General features: G+C 73.0%; 25 protein-coding genes and 1 riboswitch. Of the genes, 14 read left to right on the forward strand and 11 right to left on the reverse strand.

Going from position 1 to position 23,415, the window contains the following annotated elements; genetic code table 11:
- Window positions 1–179 precede the first annotated feature (179 nt).
- Window positions 180–710 carry an SAV_6107 family HEPN domain-containing protein gene (locus MQV74_RS12300; RefSeq protein ID WP_242716931.1) on the reverse strand — a complete coding sequence of 177 codons (531 nt, stop codon included), beginning with the start codon at window positions 708–710 and terminating at the stop codon, window positions 180–182.
- A 257-nt stretch (window positions 711–967) separates the two neighbouring features.
- Here MQV74_RS12300 and MQV74_RS12305 point away from each other — a divergent pair, with 257 nt between their 5' ends.
- The 3 genes from MQV74_RS12305 to MQV74_RS12315 are packed head-to-tail and all read left to right on the forward strand — an operon-like array spanning window position 968 to window position 4,483.
- Complete coding sequence (locus MQV74_RS12305) at window positions 968–1,780, forward strand: ATP-binding cassette domain-containing protein (protein ID WP_242716933.1); 813 nt, start codon at window positions 968–970, stop codon at window positions 1,778–1,780.
- Window positions 1,752–3,836 carry a YhgE/Pip family protein gene (locus MQV74_RS12310; protein ID WP_242716935.1) on the forward strand — a complete coding sequence of 695 codons (2,085 nt, stop codon included), beginning with the start codon at window positions 1,752–1,754 and terminating at the stop codon, window positions 3,834–3,836. The genes MQV74_RS12305 and MQV74_RS12310 overlap by 29 nt, the downstream gene beginning before the upstream one ends.
- Window positions 3,837–3,865: 29 nt before the next feature.
- Entirely contained in the window at window positions 3,866–4,483 is a 618-nt protein-coding gene (locus MQV74_RS12315) for a TetR/AcrR family transcriptional regulator (protein WP_030679400.1), read from the forward strand.
- A 373-nt stretch (window positions 4,484–4,856) separates the two neighbouring features.
- Here the strand turns inward: MQV74_RS12315 and MQV74_RS12320 are convergent, their stop codons facing one another.
- Window positions 4,857–5,246, reverse strand: a complete 390-nt coding sequence (locus tag MQV74_RS12320; RefSeq protein ID WP_242716937.1) for a potassium channel family protein — start codon at window positions 5,244–5,246, stop codon at window positions 4,857–4,859.
- A gap of 252 nt (window positions 5,247–5,498) precedes the next feature.
- Here MQV74_RS12320 and MQV74_RS12325 point away from each other — a divergent pair, with 252 nt between their 5' ends.
- Both MQV74_RS12325 and MQV74_RS12330 read left to right on the forward strand, forming a co-directional pair.
- Window positions 5,499–6,155 (forward strand): DUF4126 domain-containing protein, encoded by a 657-nt coding sequence (locus MQV74_RS12325; protein ID WP_242716939.1) that lies wholly within the window; start codon window positions 5,499–5,501, stop codon window positions 6,153–6,155.
- A 49-nt stretch (window positions 6,156–6,204) separates the two neighbouring features.
- Window positions 6,205–7,725, forward strand: a complete 1,521-nt coding sequence (locus MQV74_RS12330; protein WP_242716941.1) for a phytoene desaturase family protein — start codon at window positions 6,205–6,207, stop codon at window positions 7,723–7,725.
- A 34-nt stretch (window positions 7,726–7,759) separates the two neighbouring features.
- Here the strand turns inward: MQV74_RS12330 and MQV74_RS12335 are convergent, their stop codons facing one another.
- The 5 genes from MQV74_RS12335 to MQV74_RS12355 form a co-directional block, all read right to left on the reverse strand.
- Window positions 7,760–8,680, reverse strand: coding sequence for a hypothetical protein (locus MQV74_RS12335; RefSeq protein WP_242716943.1), 921 nt, complete (start codon window positions 8,678–8,680; stop codon window positions 7,760–7,762).
- Between the two features lie 42 nt (window positions 8,681–8,722).
- On the reverse strand, window positions 8,723–9,643 hold the full coding sequence (gene metF, locus MQV74_RS12340; protein ID WP_242716945.1) for a methylenetetrahydrofolate reductase [NAD(P)H]: 921 nt from the start codon (window positions 9,641–9,643) through the stop codon (window positions 8,723–8,725).
- A 228-nt stretch (window positions 9,644–9,871) separates the two neighbouring features.
- Window positions 9,872–10,534 (reverse strand): thiamine phosphate synthase, encoded by a 663-nt coding sequence (gene thiE / locus MQV74_RS12345; protein WP_242716947.1) that lies wholly within the window; start codon window positions 10,532–10,534, stop codon window positions 9,872–9,874.
- A 74-nt stretch (window positions 10,535–10,608) separates the two neighbouring features.
- The gene (locus MQV74_RS12350) at window positions 10,609–10,974 is read right to left on the reverse strand and encodes an Rv2175c family DNA-binding protein (protein ID WP_030679421.1); all 366 of its coding nucleotides are present in this window, start codon (window positions 10,972–10,974) and stop codon (window positions 10,609–10,611) included.
- Between the two features lie 114 nt (window positions 10,975–11,088).
- A complete protein-coding gene (locus MQV74_RS12355; protein WP_242728626.1) occupies window positions 11,089–12,255 on the reverse strand; it encodes an NAD(P)/FAD-dependent oxidoreductase in 1,167 nt (388 codons plus the stop codon).
- Between the two features lie 136 nt (window positions 12,256–12,391).
- Window positions 12,392–12,504: riboswitch (TPP riboswitch) on the forward strand.
- On the opposite strand from MQV74_RS12355, the gene thiO reads away from it, so the two are divergent.
- From thiO to MQV74_RS12385, 6 genes are all read left to right on the forward strand, one after another.
- Window positions 12,502–13,749, forward strand: coding sequence for a glycine oxidase ThiO (gene thiO / locus MQV74_RS12360; RefSeq protein ID WP_242716949.1), 1,248 nt, complete (start codon window positions 12,502–12,504; stop codon window positions 13,747–13,749). It overlaps the preceding riboswitch by 3 nt.
- On the forward strand, window positions 13,746–13,967 hold the full coding sequence (thiS, locus tag MQV74_RS12365; protein ID WP_242716951.1) for a sulfur carrier protein ThiS: 222 nt from the start codon (window positions 13,746–13,748) through the stop codon (window positions 13,965–13,967). The genes thiO and thiS overlap by 4 nt, the downstream gene beginning before the upstream one ends.
- 4 nt (window positions 13,968–13,971) lie before the next feature.
- On the forward strand, window positions 13,972–14,766 hold the full coding sequence (locus MQV74_RS12370; protein WP_172384063.1) for a thiazole synthase: 795 nt from the start codon (window positions 13,972–13,974) through the stop codon (window positions 14,764–14,766).
- A gap of 90 nt (window positions 14,767–14,856) precedes the next feature.
- Window positions 14,857–16,860, forward strand: coding sequence for a Stk1 family PASTA domain-containing Ser/Thr kinase (gene pknB, locus MQV74_RS12375; protein ID WP_242716953.1), 2,004 nt, complete (start codon window positions 14,857–14,859; stop codon window positions 16,858–16,860).
- A gap of 99 nt (window positions 16,861–16,959) precedes the next feature.
- Window positions 16,960–17,820 carry a deoxyribonuclease IV gene (locus tag MQV74_RS12380; RefSeq protein ID WP_138959257.1) on the forward strand — a complete coding sequence of 287 codons (861 nt, stop codon included), beginning with the start codon at window positions 16,960–16,962 and terminating at the stop codon, window positions 17,818–17,820.
- 118 nt (window positions 17,821–17,938) lie between these two features.
- Window positions 17,939–18,571, forward strand: a complete 633-nt coding sequence (locus MQV74_RS12385; protein ID WP_242716955.1) for a DUF4396 domain-containing protein — start codon at window positions 17,939–17,941, stop codon at window positions 18,569–18,571.
- A 25-nt stretch (window positions 18,572–18,596) separates the two neighbouring features.
- Here MQV74_RS12385 and MQV74_RS12390 read toward each other — a convergent pair whose 3' ends face one another.
- Window positions 18,597–19,229 carry a sulfite oxidase-like oxidoreductase gene (locus MQV74_RS12390; RefSeq protein ID WP_242716957.1) on the reverse strand — a complete coding sequence of 211 codons (633 nt, stop codon included), beginning with the start codon at window positions 19,227–19,229 and terminating at the stop codon, window positions 18,597–18,599.
- Between the two features lie 155 nt (window positions 19,230–19,384).
- Between MQV74_RS12390 and bfr the strand changes: the two genes are divergently transcribed.
- Window positions 19,385–19,864, forward strand: coding sequence for a bacterioferritin (bfr, locus tag MQV74_RS12395; protein ID WP_138959260.1), 480 nt, complete (start codon window positions 19,385–19,387; stop codon window positions 19,862–19,864).
- On the opposite strand, the gene MQV74_RS12400 is transcribed toward bfr, so the two are convergent.
- The 3 genes from MQV74_RS12400 to MQV74_RS12410 all read right to left on the reverse strand — a co-directional run bounded on the left by MQV74_RS12400 (window position 19,861) and on the right by MQV74_RS12410 (window position 22,698).
- Window positions 19,861–20,112, reverse strand: a complete 252-nt coding sequence (locus tag MQV74_RS12400) for a (2Fe-2S)-binding protein (RefSeq protein WP_242716959.1) — start codon at window positions 20,110–20,112, stop codon at window positions 19,861–19,863. The two genes, bfr and MQV74_RS12400, sit on opposite strands and share 4 nt — an antisense overlap.
- Window positions 20,113–20,246: 134 nt before the next feature.
- A complete protein-coding gene (locus tag MQV74_RS12405; protein ID WP_242716961.1) occupies window positions 20,247–21,602 on the reverse strand; it encodes a class II 3-deoxy-7-phosphoheptulonate synthase in 1,356 nt (451 codons plus the stop codon).
- A gap of 202 nt (window positions 21,603–21,804) precedes the next feature.
- On the reverse strand, window positions 21,805–22,698 hold the full coding sequence (locus tag MQV74_RS12410; protein ID WP_242716963.1) for an SRPBCC family protein: 894 nt from the start codon (window positions 22,696–22,698) through the stop codon (window positions 21,805–21,807).
- A 44-nt stretch (window positions 22,699–22,742) separates the two neighbouring features.
- Between MQV74_RS12410 and MQV74_RS12415 the strand changes: the two genes are divergently transcribed.
- Together MQV74_RS12415 and MQV74_RS41360 are read left to right on the forward strand one after the other, a co-directional pair.
- Window positions 22,743–23,336 (forward strand): TetR/AcrR family transcriptional regulator, encoded by a 594-nt coding sequence (locus tag MQV74_RS12415; protein WP_242716965.1) that lies wholly within the window; start codon window positions 22,743–22,745, stop codon window positions 23,334–23,336.
- 9 nt (window positions 23,337–23,345) lie between these two features.
- The gene (locus MQV74_RS41360) at window positions 23,346–23,402 is read left to right on the forward strand and encodes a trp operon leader peptide (RefSeq protein ID WP_138966368.1); all 57 of its coding nucleotides are present in this window, start codon (window positions 23,346–23,348) and stop codon (window positions 23,400–23,402) included.
- Window positions 23,403–23,415 lie beyond the last annotated feature (13 nt).

The following is a 23,415-nucleotide window of genomic DNA, read 5'->3' on the forward strand; positions in this document are numbered from 1 at the left end:
TCCGCCTGTGCGTCGGCGGGCTGTTCGGGTACGGGCGCCCCCACCCTATTGCCTCTGGACCCGTGCCCCGGCATCACCGGGGGCGGGCGGCGCGGGCACCCGCTCACGGCGGCACCCGGCCGCCCCCGGGCCGGGCGTGCGCCGCGGGGCCGGCCCGGGCCTCGTGGCGCACGCCCAGGTCAGCCCGCATCCGGCGACTCCTGACGGGCCTGGGGCAGCACGGGCTGGAGGACCAGCATCCGCTCGACGAGGCGCAGGAACATCGCCGCGTCGCGCAGCAGGTCGTCGGCGTCGCGGACGCCGGCCGCGCCCTGGATGCCCGCTTCGGCGCGGGCCCTGCGGGCGGCCCCGGAGGCGAACAGGGCGCTCCACTCGGTCAGCTCGGGGGCTATCTCGGGCAGCACTTCCCAGGCGCTGCGGATGCGCTGCCTGCGCCGGGGGTTGAGCTCGGGCCTGCCGCGGGCGGCGAGGACGGCGGCGGCGGTGCGCAGGGCGGCCAGGTGGGCCGTGGCATAGCGCTCGTTCGGAGGGTCCAGGCGGGCGGCCTCGTCGAGTCCGGCGCGGGCCTGGGCGAGCAGTTCGAGGGCGGCGGGCGGGGCCGTGGCGCGGCGCAGGACGGGGTGCACGTCGCTCGCCGGGCCGGTCAGTGAGGGGGCAGGGCCTGTGGCGCGGCGCCGGGGTGCGGCGGCCGCTGCGTGCGAACGGGCCATGACGAACCTCCTGTCGTCTGTGTGACGGCGCAGTGGCCGTATGTGCCCATCGTGGGGTACGCCACTGACAATCGGCGCTGACCTGGGCCTTTGCCTCGTTCGTGGGTTCGGGCTACCTTTTGAACTGACCAGTCAGTACAAAAACTTCGCCCGGCGGCCCCGCGCGGCGGCCCCGCCGGGCGGCCCGGGCTCACCGGCCCCTGCTGGTCGGCCGGTCGGCCCGCACGCTTCGGACGACGTGAAAGGCGAGGAAGACCGTGAACGGTTCGCACGGCGCCGCCGTCAGCGCGGCGGACTTCGGACTCCAGGGGCCACGCGGCTGGGCCTTCCGCGGCATCGGCTTCGCGGCGGAGCCAGGGGCGCTCGTCGCCGTCGAGGGCCCCTCCGGGTCCGGCCGCACCTGTCTGCTGCTCGCGCTCACGGGGCGCATGCGGGCCACCGAGGGCTCGGCGTCCGTGGGCCGCGCCCGGCTTCCCGGGCAGCTCGCCGCGGTGCGCCGGATCAGCGCGCTCGGCCCGGTGCCGGGCGTCAACGACCTCGACCCCGCGCTGACCGTCGCCGAGCACCTGCGGGAGCGCGCGCTCCTGGAGCGGCGGTACGAGGGCTCGCTGCGCGGCCTGCTGCGCCCGCGCGCGGAGCGGGCGACCGCGTCCCGGCTGCGGATCGACACCGCGCTCGGGGCCGCCGGGCTGGACGTCGCCGCGCTCCCCAAGGGCTCGCGGACGTCGGTGCGGGACCTGGAGCGCCTCGACGCGCTGCGGCTCTCGGTGGCGCTCGCGCTCGTCGGGCGCCCCCGGCTGCTCGGCGTCGACGACACCGACCTCAAGCTGTCGGACGCCGAGCGGGACGAGGCCTGGGAGCTGCTGCGGTCCGTCGCCGCGCGCGGGACGACGGTCGTGGCCGTGTGCAGCGAGGCCCCCGAGGACGCGGTCGTGGTCTCGACCGCACCCGCCGCCGAGCGCCCCGACGCGACCGGCGCCACCAGCCCCACCGACTCCACCGACTCCACCGACTCCACCGACGACGACAAGGAGACAGCGGATGCGCTCCCCGAAGCTCGCCGCGCTTGAGCTCAAGCGCTTCGGCAGGGGCAGGCTCCCGCGCGCGGCACTCGTCGCGCTCCTGCTGCTTCCCCTGCTGTACGGCGCCCTGTACCTGTGCTCGTTCTGGGATCCGTACGGCCGCCTCGACCGGATCCCCGTGGCGCTCGTGAACGACGACAAGGGGACCAAGGTCGACGGCGACAAGCTCGCGGCGGGCGACAGCATCGTCAAGAAGCTGCGGGACAGCGAGACCTTCGACTGGCGCGAGGTGAGCGCCGCCGAGGCCCGCGAGGGCGTCGAGGACGGCACGTACTACCTCTCGCTGACCATGCCGTCCGACTTCAGCAGGCGCGTCGCGTCGAGCTCGGGCGCCTCCCCGGAGACGGGGGCCCTCCAGGTCCGCACGAACGACGCGAACAACTACATCGTCGGGCAGATCTCCCGCACGGTGTTCTCGGAGGTGCGCAGGGCGGCCTCCACCAAGGCCTCGCGCGGCTTCCTCGACAAGATCTTCATCTCGTTCTCCGACATCCACGGGGCGACGGCGAAGGCGGCCAAGGGCGCCGACAAGCTCGAAGGCGGCATCGGAAAGGCGAAGAAGGGCTCCAAGGACCTCGTCGACGGCCTGAAGAGCGCCAAGGACGGCAGCGGGAACCTCGCCTCGGGCGTCAGGAAGCTGCACTCCGGCGCGGGCGACCTGGAGGACGGCTCGCGCCGCGTCGCGGACGGCACGCGGAAGCTGGCCGACCGCGTCAACGGCGAGGCGGCCAAGGTACGGCCGTATCTGAAGGACAACGGCAAGACCCTCGGGGACAGCGCGCAGCTCGTCGCCGACTCCTCCAAGGCGGTCCGCCACAACCTGAGCACCCTGGTCGAGAGGGCTCCCAAGGCGGCCACCGACGCCAAGGTGGCCTCGGCCGCCCTGGACGGCTTCTACGAAGAGCAGTGTCGGCAGGCCCCCGAGGCCCCTTCCTGGTGCCCGAAGCTGAAGAAGGCCAAGGAGGTCGCGGCCGACGTCTCGACCATCGCCGGGGACGTCGACACGCTGGTCAAGGACCAGAACGGCGATCTGAAGCAGCTCGACACGAGCCTCGGCACGCTGCAGAAGAAGGCCCAGGGCCTCGCCGACCGCGCCCCGCACCTGGACGAGAAGCTGGAGAAGACCGTCCGGGACGTCAACGCGCTCAACAAGGGCGCCGGGGACGTCGCCAAGGGCGCCAAGAAGCTGCACACGGGCCTCGGCACCGCCAAGACCGGCGCCACGGAGCTGGACGCGGGCGTCGGCAAGCTGAAGACGGGCGCGAGCGACCTCAACGGCGGCCTGTTCACACTGGCGGACGGCTCCCAGAAGCTGGCGGGAGGCCTGCACGACGGCGTCGAGAAGATCCCCGACTACGACAAGAAGGACCGCGACCAGCGCACCGACGTCATGGCCGACCCCGTGCAGCTCGCCTCCCAGTCCCTGCACAAGGCGCCCAACTACGGCACCGGCTTCGCCCCGTACTTCATCCCGCTGTCCCTGTGGGTCGGCGCGATGGTGGCGTACATGCTGATCCAGCCGCTCAACCGGCGCGCGCTCGCCGCGGGCGCCGCCGCGTGGCGCGTCGCGCTCGCGGGCTGGCTGCCGGTCGCGGCCCTGGGAGTGCTGCAAGTGGCCGCCCTGATGTCCGTACTCCACTGGGGCCTCGGGCTCCAGATGACGCGGGCCGCCGGAACCATCGGCTTCCTGACCCTGGTGACGGCCTGCTTCGCGGCCATCGTGCAGTGGCTGAACGCGCGCTTCGGAGCCGCCGGGCGGATCCTCGTCCTCGCGGTCCTGATGCTCCAGCTGACGTCGGCGGGCGGCACGTACCCCGTGCAGACGAGCCCCGGCTTCTTCCGTGCGATCCACCCCTACTTGCCGATGAGTTACGTCGTCGACGCCCTCAGGAGGCTCATCACGGGCGGCGGCCTGGGCCCGGTCTGGCAGGCGTGCGCGGTCCTGGCGGCCTTCACCGCGGGCGCCCTCGCGCTCACCGCCGTCACCGCGCGCCGCAAGCAGGTGTGGACACTCGACCGGCTGCACCCGGAGCTGAGCCTGTGAACGGGACGGAACCTGTGAAAATCAGGCGTATGGAAAGCAGCGCGAGCAGCACGCGGCGTGAGGCCACCAGGCAGAAGTTGTACGAGGCCGCCGTCACCCTCATCGCGGAACAGGGGTTCTCCGCCACGACAGTTGACGAGATCGCCGAACGGGCGGGCGTCGCGAAAGGCACGGTCTACTACAACTTCGCCAGCAAGTCCGTCCTCTTCGAAGAGCTGCTGCGGCACGGCGTGGGCCTGCTCACCGCCTCCCTGAAGGACGCCGCCGAGCGGACCGTCCTGGAGGGCGGCAGCAAGGTCGACGCCCTGGACGCGATGATCCGCGCGGGCCTCCTCTTCATCGACCGCTACCCGGCCTTCACCCAGCTGTACGTCGCCGAGCTGTGGCGCACGAACCGGGCCTGGCAGTCCACCCTGATGGTCGTCCGCCAGCAGGCCGTCGCCGTGGTCGAGGACGTCCTGCGCGCGGGCGTGGCGAACGGCGAGCTCAGCGAGGAGATCGACATCCCCCTGACGGCGGCGGCCCTCGTGGGCATGGTCCTGGTGGCCGCGCTCGACTGGCAGTCCTTCCAGCCGGAGCGCTCGCTCGACGACGTGCACGCGGCGCTGTCCCGGCTGCTCCAGGGGCGGGTGAGCGGCAGCCGCTGACCCGGGCGGGCCACCGGGACGCACGCGCCCCGCGGTTCACCCGTTCGTACGCATCCCCCGTCGCACGGCGCCGGTCCGGTGCGGCCTGGCACAGGCACACCGGACCGGCGCTTTCTCGGTCCCCCGCGCGACCCCCGTGGTCGTTCCCCCGGTCGCCCCCGTGACCTCGCTCCCGCCTGCGAGGCGGGAGGAGCGGCCAAGGGCGCCGCCCCGTTCCGCCGCCCCGTGTCGGCGGTGCCGGTGCCGCGCCCTTCTCCGTGTCATCACTCTCCCGTCCGCGCACGTCGGACCCCATCCGCGCGCGTACTCATCTCCACCCCTAGGTACGGATACTCAGGCCCGGGTGCTCACGCGCAGGCCGGAACGTCGCTTACTAGTTGCGATCACGTCCGTGCCCGTGCTCGGCCGTCCCCTTCCGGGCCTTGATGCGGGCCGCCCGGTGGGCGTGAGTCGTGGTGAAGGCCTGGGCGAGCTGGGTGGCCAGAGCAGCGAACACACCCACCGCGAGGAGCCCGTACGGGATCGTGAAGACCCTTCCGAGAGCGGTGGCAGGCGCCAGGTCCCCGTACCCGATCGTCAACCCGGTGCACACCGCGAAGTAGAAGGAGTCCAGCACGCCCCACCCCTCCTGGTGCGCGTAGAAGAGGGTGGCCGAGGTCCACAGCAACGCCAGCGTCCACGCCGTTCCCCGGAACGTGGGCCTTCCCCAAGCCGTACGCAGCGCACTCCCGAGCCGCACGAGCATGACCACAAGACCGAACACGCCCGCACCGTAGTCTTCGCCCCGCAGCGCTCTTCGCATTGCCGCGGTCCCCGTGCGTGTCGCCCGCAGCGCGAGACGCTTCGCGCCGAGGCCTCTCACACCCGTACATGGCGAGGTTCGGCAAGCCGTCACGGCTCGGATCCCGTCGGTTCTCGATGGCGTACCGCGTCCCGCTGCATGATCCTGGGGTGGTGCTGAACCGTGCTGACTCCCCCGCCCGCCTGACACGCGTTTCCGCAGGCCGGTGACCTCGTGAGTGTTCTCCCCCTGGTGTTCACCAGCGGCTGGGCCAGCGGGATCAACGCCTACGCGGTGGTCCTGCTGCTCGGCGTCTTCGGTGCCACGGGGGTCTCCGACGACGTGCCCGAGTCGCTGCAGAGCCCGGGGGTGCTGATCGCCGCGGGCGTGCTCTTCGCGTGCGAGGCCGTCGCCGACAAGATCCCGTACGTGGACTCGGTGTGGGACGCCGTGCACACGGTCGTCCGGCCGCTGTCCGGCGCCTGGGTGGGCGCGCTGCTCGCCGGGCAGAGCGGCTCGCTCCCGGACGTGGCGGCGGGCGCCATCGGCGGCTCCACGGCCCTGGCGAGCCACGCCGTCAAGGCCGGGACGCGGATGGCGGTCAACACCTCGCCGGAGCCGTTCAGCAACGCCATCGTGAGCACCGCGGAGGACCTCGGCGTCGGCGGAGTGGTCAGCTTCGCGATGTTCCACCCCGAGGCCGCGGCGGTCATCGCGGGCGTGCTGCTGCTCATCGGCCTGGTGCTGCTCGCCTTCCTCGCCTCGCGCATCCGCCGGTTCCTGCGGCGCAGGGCGCAGCGCCGCGAGGAGCGCCGCCTGGCCGCCGCGGCGGGGCGGCCACCGGACCCGCCCCCTCCCGGGCCGCGCCCCCGACAGCGTGGGAGGCCGTAGGGGCGGGCGGCCGACGGCGTTGTCAGTGGCGGCGGATAAAGTCCCTGGCATGGCACGGATTGTGGTGATCGGCGCCGGGATGGGCGCCATGACGGCCGCCGCCCGGCTGGCCGTCGCGGGCCACCGGGTGGTGGTGCACGAGCGCGCGCGAACGTACGGCGGCGCGGTCGGCCGCGTGGAGCGCGACGGCTTCGGCTTCGACACGGGCCCGGCCCTGCTGCACCTGCCCGCGGTCTACCGCGACCTGTTCGTGAAGACGGGCAAGCAGCCCCTGGAGGACTGCGTCGAGCTGTCCCAGGTCGAACCCGCGGTCCGGCACGTGTTCGCGGACGGCACCACGACGGACCTGCCGAACGCCTCGCGGGCGGGCGTCAGCGAGGCCCTGGACGCGGCCCTCGGCTCCGGCGCGGGCGCCCAGTGGTCGGCGTTCATGAACCGCGCGCGGGAGGCCTGGGACCGCACCCGCCGCCCCCTCCTGGAAGAGCCCCTGTGGCCGAACTGGCAGGTGCTCGCCGAGCGCGAGCCCTACCCCTCGGTCCCCCGCCGCCGACTGCTGCGCAAGGAGCTGCGCGCGGCCACGCTCACCGAGGTCGGCGCCTTCGAGCTGAGCGGCGAGCCCCGTCTGTGCGCCCTGCTCGAGCACTTCGCCCTGGCCCACGGCCTCGACCCGCGCACGACACCCGCGAGCGCGGCCGTCCTGCCCTATCTGGAGCAGACCTTCGGCTCCTGGTCGGTGCGCGGTGGCCTGCGCGCGCTCGCCCGTGCGGTGTACGAGCGGTGCCTGGCCCGCAGGGTCGAGTTCGTCTTCGGCTCGGCGGTGACGCGGATCGTGGTGAAGGACGGCCGCGCGGCGGGCGTCGGCCTCGCCGACGGCACCGTGGTGGACGCGGACTTCGTGGTGGCGGGCGTCCCGCCGCGCGCGCTTGAGGCCCTGCTGTCCGACGCGGCCGGTCCGGACACGGAGGCACCGGTGCGCGCCCCCGGCGACGTCCCCGCGCGGACGGGCCTCCCCAGCCGTCTCACCGTCCTCCTCGCCCTGCGCGGGGCCCGCCCCGAGGGCACCCCGCACCGCACGGTGCTGCACACCCCGGACCGCGCGGACGAGCTCGACCGGGTCTTCGGGCCGCGACCGGGGCTCCCCGCCGCCCCGACCCTCGCCGTCCTGCGCCCGGACGACGAGGCGAGCAGACCGGACGCGGACCACGAGGCGGTGACCCTGACCGCCACGGTCCCGGCGGGCGCCACCGTCACGGACGCGGACGTCAGGGCGCTGGTCGAGCGCGCCGAGACCGCCGTCCCCGGCCTTCGCGACCGCCTCCTGTGGCACGAGGTCCGCACCCCGGCCGACGTCGAGGCGGCCACCGGCGCCGAGGGCGGCGCGGTCCCCCCGCCCTCCCTCGCGGCGGCGGGCGGACACCTGCTGCACCCCGCCAACAGCACGGCCGTGGCAGGCCTGTTCGCGGCCGGCGGCTGGGCGCACCCCGGCGGCGGCCTGCCGCACGCGGGCATGTCCGGCACGCTGGTCGCCGGGCTGATCGTGGAGGGGCCGGAGTTCCGCGGCTCCCAGTGAGCCGGGCGGAGCGGGCCCGAGGGCCCGGGTCCGCTCAGTACCGGTACTGCTGCTCGCCGTTGTACCCCGGCTCGTGGCCGAAGACGTTCCGCTGGTCCGGCTCGGCCTGGGCGGGGTCGAACGGCGGGTACGGAGGCTGTTCGAGCGGCGGTTCGGCGCCGTAGGGCGCGGCGTCGCCGGTGCGCTGGTGCGGCACCCAGACGCCGCCGGGCGGGGTGTCCTGGTAGCCCGTGCCGTACGCGTCCCCGCCGTAGGGCGCGTAGGCGGCCTTGTCGGCGTAGGTGTCGTAGCTCGGCTGGGCGCCGTAGGTCTGCGGGCCGATGTACGGGTCGGAGTAGGCGGCGTAGCGCTGCTCCCCCGTGTCTCCGTAGGCGAAGTGCAGGGGGTCCTGCTGGGCCGGGGCGCCCTGCTGGTCGTACGGGGCGTAGGTGTCGAAAGCGTAGCCGTCACCGGTGGCGGGCGGGGGCTGCTGGCCCTCTCCGTAGACGCCGTACTGGCCGGTGTCGTCGGGCATCGGCTCGGGTGCGTACACGCCGGGGCCCGCGGACTGCACCTCCATCATGGCCGTCGACTCCAGCGCGTCCGGCTCGGCGGAGGCCTCCGGGCCCGCGGCGTCCGCCTCGTACTCCAGCTCGGAGACCTGGAGCGTCGGCTGGGCCGCGGCGCCGGAGCCCGCCCTGCGGCGCTTGCTCGCGCCGGGCCTGCCGCCGACCGCCCAGCCGCTCGCGAAGCCGCGGCGGAACGACAGCGTCACGTAGGTCTGCCCGACGGCGAAGGCGACGGCGCCCGCGGCGATCACGAGCACCGACGACAGCAGCACGCCGACGACCACGCCGAGGAAGCCGACGAACGCGAGGAGCCGCCAGCGCAGCCGCGCCTTGTACTGCAGCAGCACCTCGCCGAGCAACCACAGCGCGACCGCGCCGAACGCGCAGTAGAGGACCGTCAAGCCCATGTACGCCCCTCTCCCCTGCGGCCGCCGCGCGGGTACGACCGGTCAGGCCTGCTGGTGGTGCAGGCCCAGGTTTTCGTAGATCTCCAGCGTCGCCGTGGAGTTGTTCAGCGTGATGAAGTGCAGCCCCGGGACGCCCTCGGCGAGGAGCCGCGCGCAGAACTCCGTCGCGAACTCGATACCAATGGAGCGTACAGCGGCGGGATCGTCCTGCGCCGAGAGGATCCGCTCTTTGAGGGCGGGCGGGAAGTCCGCGTTGCTGAGCTGCGGCAGTCGCTCCAGCTGGCGCACGTTCGTGACCGGCATGATCTCGGGGATGATCGGCGTCTCGCAGCCCGCCGCGGTGACGCGGTCGCGCAGCCGCAGGTATTCCTCGGGGTGGAAGAACATCTGCGTGATCGCGTAGTCCGCGCCCGCGCGGCACTTGTCGACGAAGTGCCGGACGTCGGAGTCCCAGTCGGTCGAGCGCGGGTGCATCGCCGGGAAGGCCGCGACTCCCACGCAGAAGTCGCCGGACTCCTTGATGAGCTGCACCAGTTCAGCAGCGTAGGTAAGACCTTCGGGGTGTTTGCCCCATTCGCCCATCGGGTCGCCGGGCGGGTCGCCGCGCAGCGCGAGCATGTTGCGGATCCCGGCGTCCGCGTACTGCCCGATGATGTTGCGCAGCTCGGCGACCGAGTGGTCGACGGCGGTGAGGTGGGCGACCGGGGTGAGCGTCGAGTCGGCGACGATCTGCTGGGTCTCCTTGACCGTGCCCGCGCGCGTGGAGCCGCCGGCTCCGTACGTCACGGACACGAAGCTCGGCGCGACCGCCTCGACCCTGCGCAGCGAGTTCCACAGGTTCCGCTCGCCCTTGGGGGTCTTCGGCGCAGAGAACTCGAAGGAGTACGTGGTCTTGCCGGTCGCGAGCATGTCGCGCACGGTGCGTGCGCGGTCCGTCCTGGTGGAAGCAGTGCCTAGGGCCATACCGGCAGGTTAGCCAGGCCACGCCGGTCGCCCAACCAAAGGCAGGTGATATGTCCATTTGGTCAGCTTGTTGTCCGCTCCTCGGACACCCACAAGCTATTGATCAGACGGGTGTACGTACATATTGATGCGACCGGGGTACCCCTCGGGCCTCGTGCCCCCGTCGTATGCCACGGCCACGGGCGCCGCCGTCCCGCGTGCGCCACGGGCACGGGCACCGTCGTCCCGTCAGACGGTACGCAGCCGCTTCGCGAAGTCCGCCGCGGCGGCGCCGGGGTCGTCCGCCTCCGTGATCGCGCGCACGACGACCACCCGGCGGGCGCCCGCTTCGAGCACTTCGTCCAGATTTGTCGCGTCGATGCCGCCGATCGCGAACCAGGGGCGGTCCGTGCCGAGCCCGGCCGTGTAGCGCACGAGGTCCAGGCCCGGAGCGTGGCGGCCCGGCTTCGTGGGCGTCGGCCAGCACGGGCCGGTGCAGAAGTAGTCCACGCCCTCCTGGGCGGCCGCCGCGGCGGCCTCCTCCTCGGCGTGCGTGGAGCGGCCGACGAGGACGTCCGCGCCGAGGATCGCGCGGGCCGCGGGCACCGGCAGGTCGCCCTGGCCCAGGTGCAGCACGTCGGAGCCGATGGCGTGCGCGACGTCCGCGCGGTCGTTGACCGCGAGGAGCTTGCCGTGGCGGCGGCAGGCGTCGGCGAAGACCTGGAGGTGCTCCAGCTCCTGTGCGGCCTCCATGCCCTTGTCGCGCAGCTGCACGATGTCGACGCCGCCCGCCAGGACGGCGTCCAGGAACTGCGGGAGGTCCCCCTCGCGCTTGCGCGCGTCCACGCACAGATAGAGCCGCGCGTCCGCGAGCCGGGCGCGTGCGGAGCCGCCCGCCGTGTCGGTGGCCATGGAGCGTTCCCCCCGATGTCGGTGGCGTACGGGCCGGGCGGCTGCCCCGGCCCGTACGCCAGATGGTTGTCAGGTCAGACGGCGAGCGCCTGCGCGCGGCGCTTCACCTCCGTGCCGCGATTCTCGCTCAGTGCCTGCGCGGGGGTGCCGGGCAGGGTCGGGTCGGGGGTGAAGAGCCACTCGAGCGCCTCTTCGTCGGAGAAACCGTCGTCCCGCAGGAGCGTCAGCGTTCCGGACAGGCCCTTGACGACTTTGTCGCCGTCGATGAAGGCCGCCGGAACCTGAAGCGTCCTGTTCTCACCGCGGCGCACGGCGATCAGCTGGCCCTCCTTGACCAGCTGCCGCACGCGCGTCACCTCGATGTCGAGCATCTCTGCGATGTCGGGGAGGTGGAGCCAGGCGGGGACGAGAGCATCGGTCTTTGCGTCAATCTCGGTCACGGATCAAGCGTGCCACCTCCGGCCGGGGGCCGGTAGCGGGGGGCCGGGGCTTCGCCGCGCGGGCCCGTGTGCTGGGGCGCCCGGGCGTGAGCGGCTTCGCCGCGCGCAGGGGCCTCAGGAGCGGATCGCCTTCTTCAGCGGGATCGCCGGGTCCGTGACCAACGTCGCGTCCATCGGGGTGGCCGCGTCGATCAGCTTCCTCGACTGCGCCAGGTCCCGGGGGCGGCCCACCGCGAGGACGGCCACCAGCGCGCCGTCGCGGAGCCAGCACACCGTCCAGGACGGGGTCGCGGGGTCGCCGCGCCAGATCAGCTCGTCGGCGCCCGCGTGATGGCCCGCGTACTGGACGAAGCGGCCGAACTGCTCGGACCAGAAGTACGGCACCGGGTCGTACGCCTCCGGGGCCTCGCCGACGATGTCGGCGGCCACCGTGCGCGGCCCCTGCACGGCGTTGTCCCAGTGGTGCACGAGGAGCCGCTCGCCGTAGCGGCCCGACGGGAAGGACGCGCAGTCGCCGACCGCGTACACGTCGGGCGCGGAGGTGCGGAGCCGGTCGTCGGCCACGACCTCGCGGTGGACGCCGAGCTCGATGCCGGAACCGGCGAGCCAGGCCGTCGCGGGCCGGGCCCCGATGCCGACGACGACGGCACCCGCGGGCAGCCTGCTGCCGTCGTCGAGGAAGACCGCGCCCGGCTCGACGCGCGCCACGCGCGCGTGGGTGCGCAGTGCGGCGCCCGCCTCGGCGTACCAGTCGGCCATCGGGGCCGCGACCTCGGCGGGCAGCGCGCCCGCGAGCGGCCGCCCGGAGGCCTCCACGACCGTCACGGCGCAGCCCGCGTCGCGCGCCGCCGTGGCGAACTCCGCGCCGATCCAGCCCGCCCCGACGACCACGACGTCGTGCTGCTCGGCGAGCACCGGCCGCAGCCGCTCCGCGTCGTCGAGCGTGCGCAGCAGATGGACCCCGGGCACGCCGTCCGAGCCGGGCAGGCGGATCGGTTCGGCACCGGTGGCGAGGACCAGGCTCTCGTACCCGACCGGGCCCGCCGCCGTGTCCAGCTCGTGGTCCGTGGGACGGACGCCCGTGACCTCGACGCCGAGCCGCAGCTCGATGCCGAGGGCCTCGAAGTCGATGTCGAAGGCCGAGCCCTCGGCCTTGCCGAGCAGCACCGCCTTGGACAACGGCGGCCTGTCGTACGGCTGGTGCGGCTCCGCGCCGATCAGGGTGACCGGCCCGGTGAACCCCCGTTCGCGCAGGGCCACGGCCGTCTGCACCCCGGCCATGCCCGCGCCCACGATGACGACCCGCTGTCCCGCCCGCTTCCGCTCTTCGCTCACCCGATCAACTGTAGGACGGCCCCCGGCGCCCGCACACGACGGGCTTACCGGCCCGGCGGGCGACGGGCTAGGGTGGCCGGTGCAGAGCACTCGCGGGAGCCCGGACGACCGGGCTGAGAGGGAGGCTGGGACGGCCTCCGACCGTACGAACCTGATCCGGGTCATGCCGGCGAAGGGAGGGGCTGGACGCCCATGCGTTCCCGTACGAAACCACCGAACGCGTCCGTTTCCCGTACGTCACCTTCTCGTACGTCACCACCGTCCGCCGGACCGGCGGACGTGCTGGTCGTCGGCGGTGGTGTCATCGGCCTGGTCACGGCCTGGCGGGCCGCGCGGCGCGGCCTGTCCGTCACGGTCGTCGACCCCGAGCCCGGCGGCGGCGCAGCACAGGTCGCGGCGGGCATGCTGGCCGCCGTCACCGAACTGCACCACGGCGAGCAGACGCTGCTCGGTCTGAACCTGGCCTCCGCCCGGCGCTACCCGGACTTCGCCGCCGAGCTGACGGAGGCGTCCGGCGAGGACATCGGTTACCGCGCGTGCGGCACGCTGGCCGTCGCACTCGACGCCGACGACCGCGCCCACCTGCGCGAACTGCACCTCCTCCAGCAGCAGTCGGGCCTGCGCTCGGAGTGGCTGAGCGGCCGCGAGTGCCGCCGCCTCGAACCGATGCTCGCCCCCGGAGTGCGCGGCGGCCTCCGCGTCGACGGCGACCACCAGGTCGACCCGCGCCGGCTCACCGCCGCCCTCCTGGTGGCGTGCGAGCGGGCCGGGGTGGCCTTCACGCGCGCGTGGGCGGAGCGGCTGGTCGTCGCCCGGGACCGCGCCACCGGCGTCGTCCTCGCCGACGGCAGTACGCTCGGCGCCGGGCAGACCGTCCTCGCGGCGGGCAGCCTCAGCGGCCGTCTCGCCGGTGTCCCGGATCACGTCCTGCCGCCGGTGCGGCCCGTGAAGGGACAGGTCCTGCGGCTCACCGTGCCCGAGCGGTACGCGCCGTTCCTGAGCCGGACCGTGCGCGCCGTCGTCCGCGGCAGCCACGTCTATCTGGTGCCGCGGCTCAGCGGCGAGCTCGTCGTGGGCGCGACCAGCGAGGAGCTCGGCTGGGACACCACGGTCACCGCGGGCGGCGTCTACGAGCTCCTGCGCGACGCCCACGAGCTGGTCCCCGGCATCACCGAACTGCCGCTCACCGAGACCCGGGCCGGGCTGCGGCCGGGGTCGCCCGACAACGCTCCGCTGCTCGGGCCCACCGCCCTGCCCGGCCTGCACCTGGCCACCGGCCACTACCGCAACGGCGTGCTCCTGACCCCCGTCACCGGCGACGTCATGGCACACCTCCTGACCACCGGCGAACTGCCCGACGAGGCCCGGCCGTTCACGCCGCTGCGCTTCGCCGCGGCAGCCCCCGCCACGCCCAAGGACCTTTCGGAGCTGCCCGTATGACCACGCCCTCCGCAGCCTTCGCCCTGTCGGTCAACGGCGAGGCACGCGACGTCGCCGCGGGCACCACGCTCGACGCCCTCGTCGCCGAACTGACCACCGCGCCGTCCGGCGTGGCCGCGGCCCTCAACGAAACCGTCGTCCCGCGCGCACGATGGGCCACCACCGTGCTCCGGGCCGGCGACCGCGTCGAAGTCCTCACCGCCGTCCAAGGAGGCTGACGACATGGCGGACGACCCCCTCGTCATAGGCGGCCTCACGCTGTCGTCCCGGCTGATCATGGGCACGGGCGGAGCGCCGAGCCTCGACGTCCTGGAGCGCTCCCTGGTGGCCTCGGGGACGGAGCTGACCACCGTCGCGATGCGCCGCGTCGACCCGGGTACGCACGGCTCCGTCCTGTCCGTCCTGGAGCGCCTGGGCATCCGCGTGCTGCCCAACACGGCGGGCTGCTTCACCGCGGGCGAGGCCGTGCTCACCGCGCGCCTGGCGCGCGAGGCGCTCGGCACGGACCTGGTGAAGCTGGAGGTGATCGCCGACGAGCGCACCCTCCTGCCCGACCCCGTGGAGCTGCTCGACGCCGCGGAGACGCTCGTCGACGACGGCTTCACCGTCCTTCCGTACACGAACGACGACCCCGTGCTCGCCCGGAAGCTGGAGGACGTCGGCTGCGCGGCCGTCATGCCGCTCGGCTCCCCCATCGGCTCCGGGCTCGGGATCCGCAACCCGCACAACTTCCAGCTCATCGTGGAGCACGCGCGCGTGCCGGTGATCCTGGACGCGGGGGCCGGGACGGCGTCCGACGTGGCGCTCGCGATGGAGCTGGGGTGTGCCGGGGTGATGCTCGCCTCCGCGGTGACACGGGCGCGGGAGCCGGTCCTGATGGCGGAGGCCATGAGCCACGCGGTCGTCGCCGGGCGCCTGGCCCTGCGGGCCGGGCGCATCCCCCGGCGGCACTTCGCCGAGGCGTCGTCCCCCGCGGAGGGCCTGGCGGCCCTGGATCCGGAGCGGCCCGCCTTCTGAGCCGCGGGCTCGGTCACAGCTCCGCTGCAGTCTGCCCCGGGCGGGACCCGGGGCGGCTCCGGCGTCGGTGGCGGCTCGTAGACTCCCTGCGTGGACACGACCCTTAAGGACCCCCTCGTCGGGCAGGTGCTCGACGGGCGGTATCGCGTGGACGGGCGGATCGCGGTCGGCGGGATGGCCACGGTCTACCGGGCCGTGGACACCCGCCTCGACCGCGTGCTCGCGCTCAAGGTGATGCACCCGACGCTCGCCGCCGACGCCTCGTTCGTCGAGCGCTTCATCCGGGAGGCCAAGTCGGTCGCCCGCCTCGCCCACCCGAACGTGGTCGGGGTCTTCGACCAGGGCACCGACGGCCCGTACGTGTACCTGGCGATGGAGTACATCGCGGGCTGCACCCTGCGCGACGTGCTCCGCGAGCGCGGCGCGCTGCGCCCGCGCGCCGCCCTCGACATCCTGGAGCCGGTCCTCGCCGCCCTCGGCGCCGCCCACCGCGCCGGGTTCGTGCACCGCGACATGAAGCCCGAGAACGTCCTCATAGGGGACGACGGCCGCGTCAAGGTCGCCGACTTCGGCCTCGTCCGCGCGGTGGACTCGGTCACGAACACCACGGGCACCGTCCTCGGCACGGTGTCGTACCTGGCCCCCGAGCAGATCGAGCACGGCACGGCCGACACCCGCGTGGACGTGTACGCGTCCGGGGTCGTCCTGTACGAGATGCTGACCGGCGCCAAGCCGCACTCCGGCGACTCCCCCGCGCAGGTCCTCTTCCAGCACCTGAACGAGGACGTGCCGCCCCCGTCCGCGGCCGTGCCGGGCCTCGCCTACGAACTCGACGAGCTGGTCGCCACGGCCACCGCCCGCAACCCCGACCTGCGCCCGTACGACGCGGTGGCGCTGCTCGCGCTGCTCCGCGAGGCACGCCTCGCGCTCACCGACGCGCAGCTGGACACGGTGCCGCCGCTGGCCCGCGCCACGGAGCACGCCGGCCACGACACCTCCGAGGACCGTACGAGCGTCATCCCGCGCGCGGACCGGGCGGTGCAGCTGCCGCTGCCCGCCACCCGGGACGTCGGCCGCCCGGGACAGGCCGGGCAGGACGGGCTCAACCGCACCAGCGTGCTGCGCACCCCGCAGCCCCCGCCGCGCCCCGCCGGGGCACCGGCCGCCCGCCCCGCCTCCGTCAAGGAGCGCATCCGGCAGCGGCTGCTCGCCCGGCGCGGGATAACCGTGGCGATAGCGGCCGTGCTGCTCGTCCTGGGCGTCGGCGCGGGCGTCTGGTACATCAACTCCGGCCAGTTCACGACGGTCCCCGCGGTGCTCGCCAAGACCGAGAAACAAGCCCGTGCGCGGCTCGACGACGTCGGGCTCGACGTGCGCAAGGTCAAGGGCGCGTACAGCGACACCGACAAGCGCGGCACGGTCATCGCCACCGACCCCGGCGTCGGCGACCGCATCCGGCAGAACGGCAAGGTCACGCTGACCGTCTCGCTCGGCCCGCAGACCGTGAAGGTCCCCGACCTGGAGGGCACGCCGCTCTCCGAGGCGAAGGACAAGCTCGACGACGCCGGGCTCGGCGCCGGGATGGTCACGAAGACCTTCAGCGAGGACGTGGCCAGGGGCTCCGTGATCAGCACCGACCCCAAGCCCGGCACGGTCCGCAGGGCGGGCACCGCCATCGCCCTCCTCGTGAGCAAGGGCAGCCCCATCGACGTGCCCGACGTCACCGGCGACTCCGAGAGCGACGCGCGCGAGGAGCTCGAAGAGGCGGGCCTCAAGGTGAAGATCGCGCCGACGCGGGTCTTCTCCGACGAGGACAAGGGGGCCGTGGCCAAGCAGTCCCCCGAGGCGGAGGAGCGGCTCGCCGGGGGCGACACGGTGACGCTGACGCTGTCCAAGGGGCCGGAGATGGTGGAGGTCCCCGACGTCGAGGGGATGAAGGTCGGCGAGGCCACGGACAAGCTGAAGGCCGCGGGGTTCGAGGTCGACGAGGACCGGGGGCTGCTCGGGATCTTCGGTGACACGGTGAAGGACCAGTCGGTGGACCCGGGCGACGAGGCCCCCAAGGGGTCGAGCATCACCATCACGATCCGCTGACCGGTTTCCCTCGCGGGGTGCGCCCCTGACCTGCCCCTATCCGGTCCTGGGGCGCACCCCGCGCGGGACCGGTCCCGGCGGCGTGCCACCCTGGTGCGAATGAGCAGCAAGAAGTCCCCCATCGGCAGCCACGTCCCCGTCGCCGGCGGCCTCGCCCGCGTCGGTCTCGCCTACGCCCGAGACCTCGCCGCGGAAACCGTCCAGGTCTTCGTCGCCAACCCGCGCGGCTGGGCGACGCCCCCGGGCAACCCCGAGCAGGACGAGGCCTTCCGCGCGGCCTGCGCCGCCGAGGGGATCCCGGCGTACGTCCACGCCCCGTACCTCATCAACTTCGGCTCGCACACCGAGGCCACGGTCGAGAAGTCCGTGGAGTCGCTGCGGCACTCGCTGCGCCGCGGGCGGGAGATCGGCGCGCTCGGCGTGGTCGTTCACACCGGCTCGGCCACCGGCGGCCGGGGCCGCGACGTGGCGCTGCGCCAGGTGCGCGAGCACATGCTGCCGCTGCTCGACGAGCTGACGCACGACGACGACCCGTTCCTGCTCCTGGAGTCGACCGCGGGCCAGGGCTCGTCGCTGTGCTCCCGCACCTGGGACTTCGGCCCGTACTTCGAGGCCCTGGACGCCCATCCGAAGCTCGGCGTCTGCCTGGACACCTGCCACGTCTTCGCGGCCGGGCACGACCTGGCCGGCCCCGGCGGCGTGAAGCAGACGCTCGACCTGCTCGTCGACACCGTGGGCGAGGGCCGCCTGAAGCTGGTCCACGCCAACGACTCCAAGGACGTCGTCGGCGCGCACAAGGACCGCCACGAGAACATCGGCACCGGCCACATCGGCGCCGAGGCCTTCCGCGAGCTCCTGGCCCACCCGGCCACGGACGGCGTGCCGCTGATCATCGAGACGCCGGGCGGGAAGGAAGGGCACGCCGCCGACGTGGCACGGCTCAAGGAGCTCAGGGGATAGCGCAGAGGCCGGGCCGACCCCCGGGAAGCGACTCCCAAAGATCTTGAGGAATACCCCGAGGGGGTATACGGTTCTTTTTCAGAGGCAGGAACCGTTGTCTGACGTCGGGGGAATTGTCATGCATCACGACACGCATGCGGAGCACGGGAACCACGAGCACCACGGACACCACACAGAACACCCGGAGCATGGACCCCATGCAGAACACGGGCACGCGGAGCACGGGCACCGCGCGGAGCACGGGCACCGCGCGGAGCACGAGCATCACGGCCACGCGGGCCACGGCACGCACGCCCACCACGGAGGCGGCGGCAAGGTCAGCTGGTCCATGGCGGCGCAGGCGACGCTGCACTGCCTCACCGGGTGTGCCATCGGCGAAGTGCTCGGCATGATCATCGGCACCGCGCTCGGCTGGGGCAACGTGCCGACGATGACCCTCGCGATCATCCTCGCGTTCCTCTTCGGCTACTCGCTGACGCTGCGCGGCATCCTCAAGGCGGGTGTCGACTTCAAGACAGCCCTGCGGGTCGCGTTCGCCGCCGACACGCTGTCCATCGCCGTCATGGAACTCATCGACAACGGCGTGATCGCGCTGTGGCCCGGCGGCATGGACGCCCATCTGTCGGACCCGATGTTCTGGTACCTGCTCGCGATCGCGCTCGCCGCCGCCTTCGTGATCACGACACCGGTCAACAAGTGGATGATCGGCCGCGGCAAGGGCCACGCGGTGGTCCACCAGTACCACCACTGACCGGCGCGGACAGCGCCGCCAGGAGTCAGAGCTCGGGGCCGTCCCCGGGCTCTTCCTGGTAGGAGTAGCGCTGCTCGCGCCAGGGGTCGCCGATGTTGTGGTAGCCGCGCTCCTCCCAGAAGCCGCGGCGGTCGGCGGTCATGTACTCGATGCCGCGGACCCACTTGGGGCCCTTCCAGGCGTACAGCTGGGGCACCACGAGCCGCAGCGGGAAACCGTGCTCGGCGGTGAGCAGCTCACCGCCCTTGTGCGTGGCGAAAATCGTGCGGTCGCTGAGGAAGTCCGCGAGGCGCAGGTTCGAGCTGAAGCCGTACTCGGCCCAGACCATCACGTGGGTGGCGTTCGGCGCGGGCGGCGCGAGTTCGGTCAGGTCACGGGCGAGCACGCCGCCCCATTCGGCGCCGAGCATGCTGAACTTCGTGACGCAGTGCAGATCGGCGACCACCGTCGCGTACGGCAGGGCCGAGAACTCCTCGTGCGTCCAGGAGTGCTTCTCGCCGTCGGCGGTGGCGCCGAACACCCTGAAGTCCCAGCGCTCCGGGCGGAACTTGGGGACCGGGCCGTAGTGCGTGACCGGCCAGCCGCGCTGCAGTCGCTGCCCCGGCGGAAGGTCCGGCTCCACTACGTCTCGAGATGTACGACCCACCGGCTGACCCATGCCTCCATCCTGACAGACCGGAAGCAGTGGACGTGACCAGGTATACGCGGATTCGGGCAACTCCTACTAAGCGTGCACTTACTGGACGCCCCTCGGACGCCGGTGCAAGGATGCGCGCTACCTGCCAGTCCCCCCGCTTGGAAGGAGCCTCTGCGATGCAGGGCGACCCCGAGGTCATCGAATTCCTCAACGAGCAGCTGACCGCCGAGCTCACCGCGATCAACCAGTACTTCCTGCACGCGAAGATGCAGGAGAACAACGGCTGGACGAAGCTCGCCAAGTTCACCCGGTCCGAGTCGATCGACGAGATGAAGCACGCCGAGGTGCTCACCGACCGGATCCTGTTCCTCGACGGCCTGCCCAACTACCAGCGGCTGTTCCACGTACGCATCGGCCAGTCCGTCACCGAGATGTTCCAGGCGGACCGCCAGATCGAAGCGGAGGCGATCGACCGCCTCAAGCGCGGCATCGAGGTGATGCGCGCCAAGGGCGACATCACGTCCGCGAACATCTTCGAGTCGATCCTCGAGGACGAGGAGCACCACATCGACTATCTCGACACCCAGCTCGAACTGGTCGAGAAGCTCGGTGAGCCGCTGTACATCGCCCAGCTCATCGAGCAGCCGGAGAGCTAGGCCGCCTCGTCCAGATCGGAGAGCAACGGCTCTCCCTGGTCCACGAGCTCACGGCGCGGGCACGCGCCCCGGCCGAGCAGCGCCTGGATGCGCCGTACGCACGAACCACAGTCCGTGCCCGCCTTGCAGGCCGACGCTATCTGCCGGGGGGTGCAGGCGCCGTCCGCCGCGTGCTTCTTCACCTGCGCCTCGGTGACCCCGAAGCAGTTGCAGACGTACACGCGGTTCACCTCCCGGACAGGACTCATCGGTAACGCCGTCCCGATTGATCGGTGAGGCTAACCTAACCTTACCCGCGACATCGGGCACGCAAAAGCCCCGGATACGCCGGTGGGGCGCGGATCACACGGATCCGCGCCCCACGCGTGCGTACGGGCAGGAGCTACTGGTCCCGGTACATCTCCGCGACCAGGAACGCCAGGTCCAGGGACTGGCTGCGGTTCAGCCGCGGGTCGCAGGCCGTCTCGTAGCGCTGGTGCAGGTCGTCGACGAAGATCTCGTCGCCGCCGCCCACGCACTCCGTGACGTCGTCGCCGGTCAGCTCCACGTGGATGCCGCCGGGGTGGGTGCCGAGCGCCTTGTGGACCTCGAAGAAGCCCTTGACCTCGTCCAGGACGTCGTCGAAGCGGCGGGTCTTGTGGCCGGAGGCCGCCTCGTAGGTGTTGCCGTGCATCGGGTCGGTGATCCAGGCGACGGTCGCGCCGGACGCGGTGACCTTCTCGACCAGCTCGGGGAGCTTGTCGCGGACCTTGTCCGCGCCCATGCGGGCGATGAAGGTCAGGCGCCCGGGCTCGCGCTCGGGGTCGAGGCGCTCGATGTACTGGAGCGCCTCCTCGGCCGTCGTCGTCGGGCCGAGCTTGATCCCGATCGGGTTGCGGATCTTGGAGGCGAACTCGATGTGCGCGCCGTCCAGCTGGCGGGTGCGCTCACCGATCCACACCATGTGGCCCGAGACGTCGTACAGATCGCCGGTGCGGGAGTCGACGCGGGTCAGCGCCGACTCGTAGTCGAGCAGCAGCGCCTCGTGGGAGGCGAAGAACTCGACCGTCTTGAACTCCTCCGGGTCGGTGCCGCAGGCCCGCATGAAGTTCAGCGCGTTGTCGATCTCGCGGGCGAGCTGCTCGTAGCGCTGGCCGGAGGGGGAGGACTTCACGAAGTCCTGGTTCCAGGCGTGCACCTGGCGCAGGTCCGCGTAGCCGCCGGTGGTGAAGGCGCGCACCAGGTTGAGCGTCGACGCGGAGGCGTTGTACATCCGCTTCAGGCGCTCGGGGTCCGGGACGCGGGCCTCCTCCGTGAAGGCGAAGCCGTTCACCGAGTCGCCGCGGTAGGTCGGCAGCGTCACGCCGTCGCGGGTCTCGGTCGGCTTGGAGCGCGGCTTGGAGTACTGCCCCGCGATGCGGCCCACCTTCACGACGGGCACGGAGGCGGCGTACGTGAGCACGGCGCCCATCTGGAGGAGGGTCTTGAGCTTGGCACGGATGTGCTCGGCGCTCACGGCGTCGAACGACTCGGCGCAGTCGCCGCCCTGGAGGAGGAACGCCTCACCCCTGGCGACGGCCGCCAACCGGGCGCGCAGCTGGTCACACTCGCCCGCGAAGACCAGCGGGGGATACGATTCGAGGTCCGCGATCACATCGCGCAGAGCCTCGGCATCGGGGTACTCGGGCTGCTGCGCCGCGGGCAGGTTTCGCCAGGTCGCCTTGGCGGCGACGGCTCGGGAATCAGCGTTCACGGTCACCTCGTAAACCTTACGGGGTCGGGACCGGTGGTCCTGCCGCTGCCCGTCTGATGAGACGACCGGAGTGCGGCGGTTCCTCCGCGCCCCGCAGCCCCGCATGCGTGGGGAACAAGCCGCACCGATCTGAAGCAGCGTTTTGAGCTTGGGGCCACCCCCGCGCGGGCGGGGAACAAACGTCTCACGAAGTGAAACGACGAGCCCTTCACACCGTCACGGCCCGTCGCGCCCGCTCCCCCGCGCTCGGGGCGGCGAGCGCGAGGCCGCGGTGGGTGCGGCGCAGCATCATCCGGGCCAGGAAGGGGTGTCCGAGGCGGACCGCGCTCCAGTAGAGGCGGCCGCGGGCGGTATCGGTCCGCACGGCTGTACTCAGGGTGACGTACCGCTCGTCGACCAGGATCGACGCCCGGGCGGTCAGGCCCGTGACCTGGACGTCCAGGAGCACCTCGCCGTCCTGGCGGGCCAGGGTCGGGAAGCCGCGCAGGACGCCGGTCCAGGCCTCCGGGTCGCGGGGCTGGCCGGGGAGCAGGGGCATGCGGTACGCGTCGCGGTACCCGGGCCGGTCGACGGCGGCGCGGAGCAGGCGGGCCCCTTCGGGCCGGTCGACGGCTTCCGGGCGGTCCCAGGAGAGCCGGTTGAACAGTTGGACGCGGGGGGTCCAGCGGACGGGGCGGGCGCAGGTGCCCGTCGCGGCGCGCTCGACGTTGTCCAGGAGCTCCTCGACCACCGCGTCGTGCACGGGCCGGATCACCGCGGACCACCAGAGCCGCTCCAGGCCCCTCGCCCCGGTCTCCAGGACGTGCCGCACCCGGCAGCGGCGCTCCCCCAGCGGCTCGACGGTCAGCTCGTGGAAGCCGCCCGAGGCGGCGGTGAAGTCGAAGCGGATCCGGCGCCCGGGCTCGTACGCCGCCACCCGGTAGCGGATCGGGCCGTGGCCGCCGGTGGCGCCGACGGCGAGCGGGCCGTCGAAGGTCATCGCGGGCCAGACCGGGGTGGGGAAGAGCGGGTCGTCCGGCGCGGACAGCCGGTCCAGGAGGGCCCCCACCGCACCGGCCGGAGCCTCGACCACTCGCTCGTGCTCATTGCGTACGACACTCATGGCACACCTCCATACGCTGGCGTATGGTAACCATACGGTACCGTATGGGCATGACGCAACGGCAGCGGAGGAGCACCCCGGCGAAGCCCCGGCTCACCGCGCGGGCCTGGGCGGACGCGGCGCTCGTGGCGATCGGCGAGGGCGGGCTCGCGGCCGTCGCCGTGGAGCCCCTCGCGGCCCGCCTCGGCACCACGAAGGGCAGCTTCTACTGGCACTTCGCGAACCGCGACGCCCTCGTCGAGGCCGCCCTGGAGCGCTGGGCGGAGACCAACACCGAGGAGACCATCAGCGAGGTCGAGGCGGAGCCGGACGTGCGGCGGCGCATCCGGCTGCTCTTCGCCGAGGCCATCGGCGCGGCCGCCGCCGACCCGCTGGAGGTCGCGCTGCTCGCGACCGCGTCGGACCCGCGGGTCGCCGCGGCCCTGCGGCGGGTGACCGAGCGCCGCGTCGCGTACGTCGCCGGGCTCTTCGCCCTGCTCGGCTTCCCCGAGCCGGAGGCCCGCCGCCGGGGCCTGCTGGCGTACACGGTCTATCTGGGCCACGCCCAGCTCGGGCACGCGGTGCCGTCGGTGCTGCCGGGCGAGGCCGAGTTCGGCGCCTATCTGGACGAGGCGCTCGACGTGCTGATGATGCGCTAGGGTGCGGGCATGTTCACGCAGTCGACCCGCTCCTGGTGGTGGCCCGCTCATCCGGCGGCCCACTGACTGCGCGTACCCA

Origin of the sequence: Streptomyces sp. AN091965 (genome assembly GCF_022698285.1) — a bacterium.
Lineage (GTDB): Bacteria > Actinomycetota > Actinomycetes > Streptomycetales > Streptomycetaceae > Streptomyces.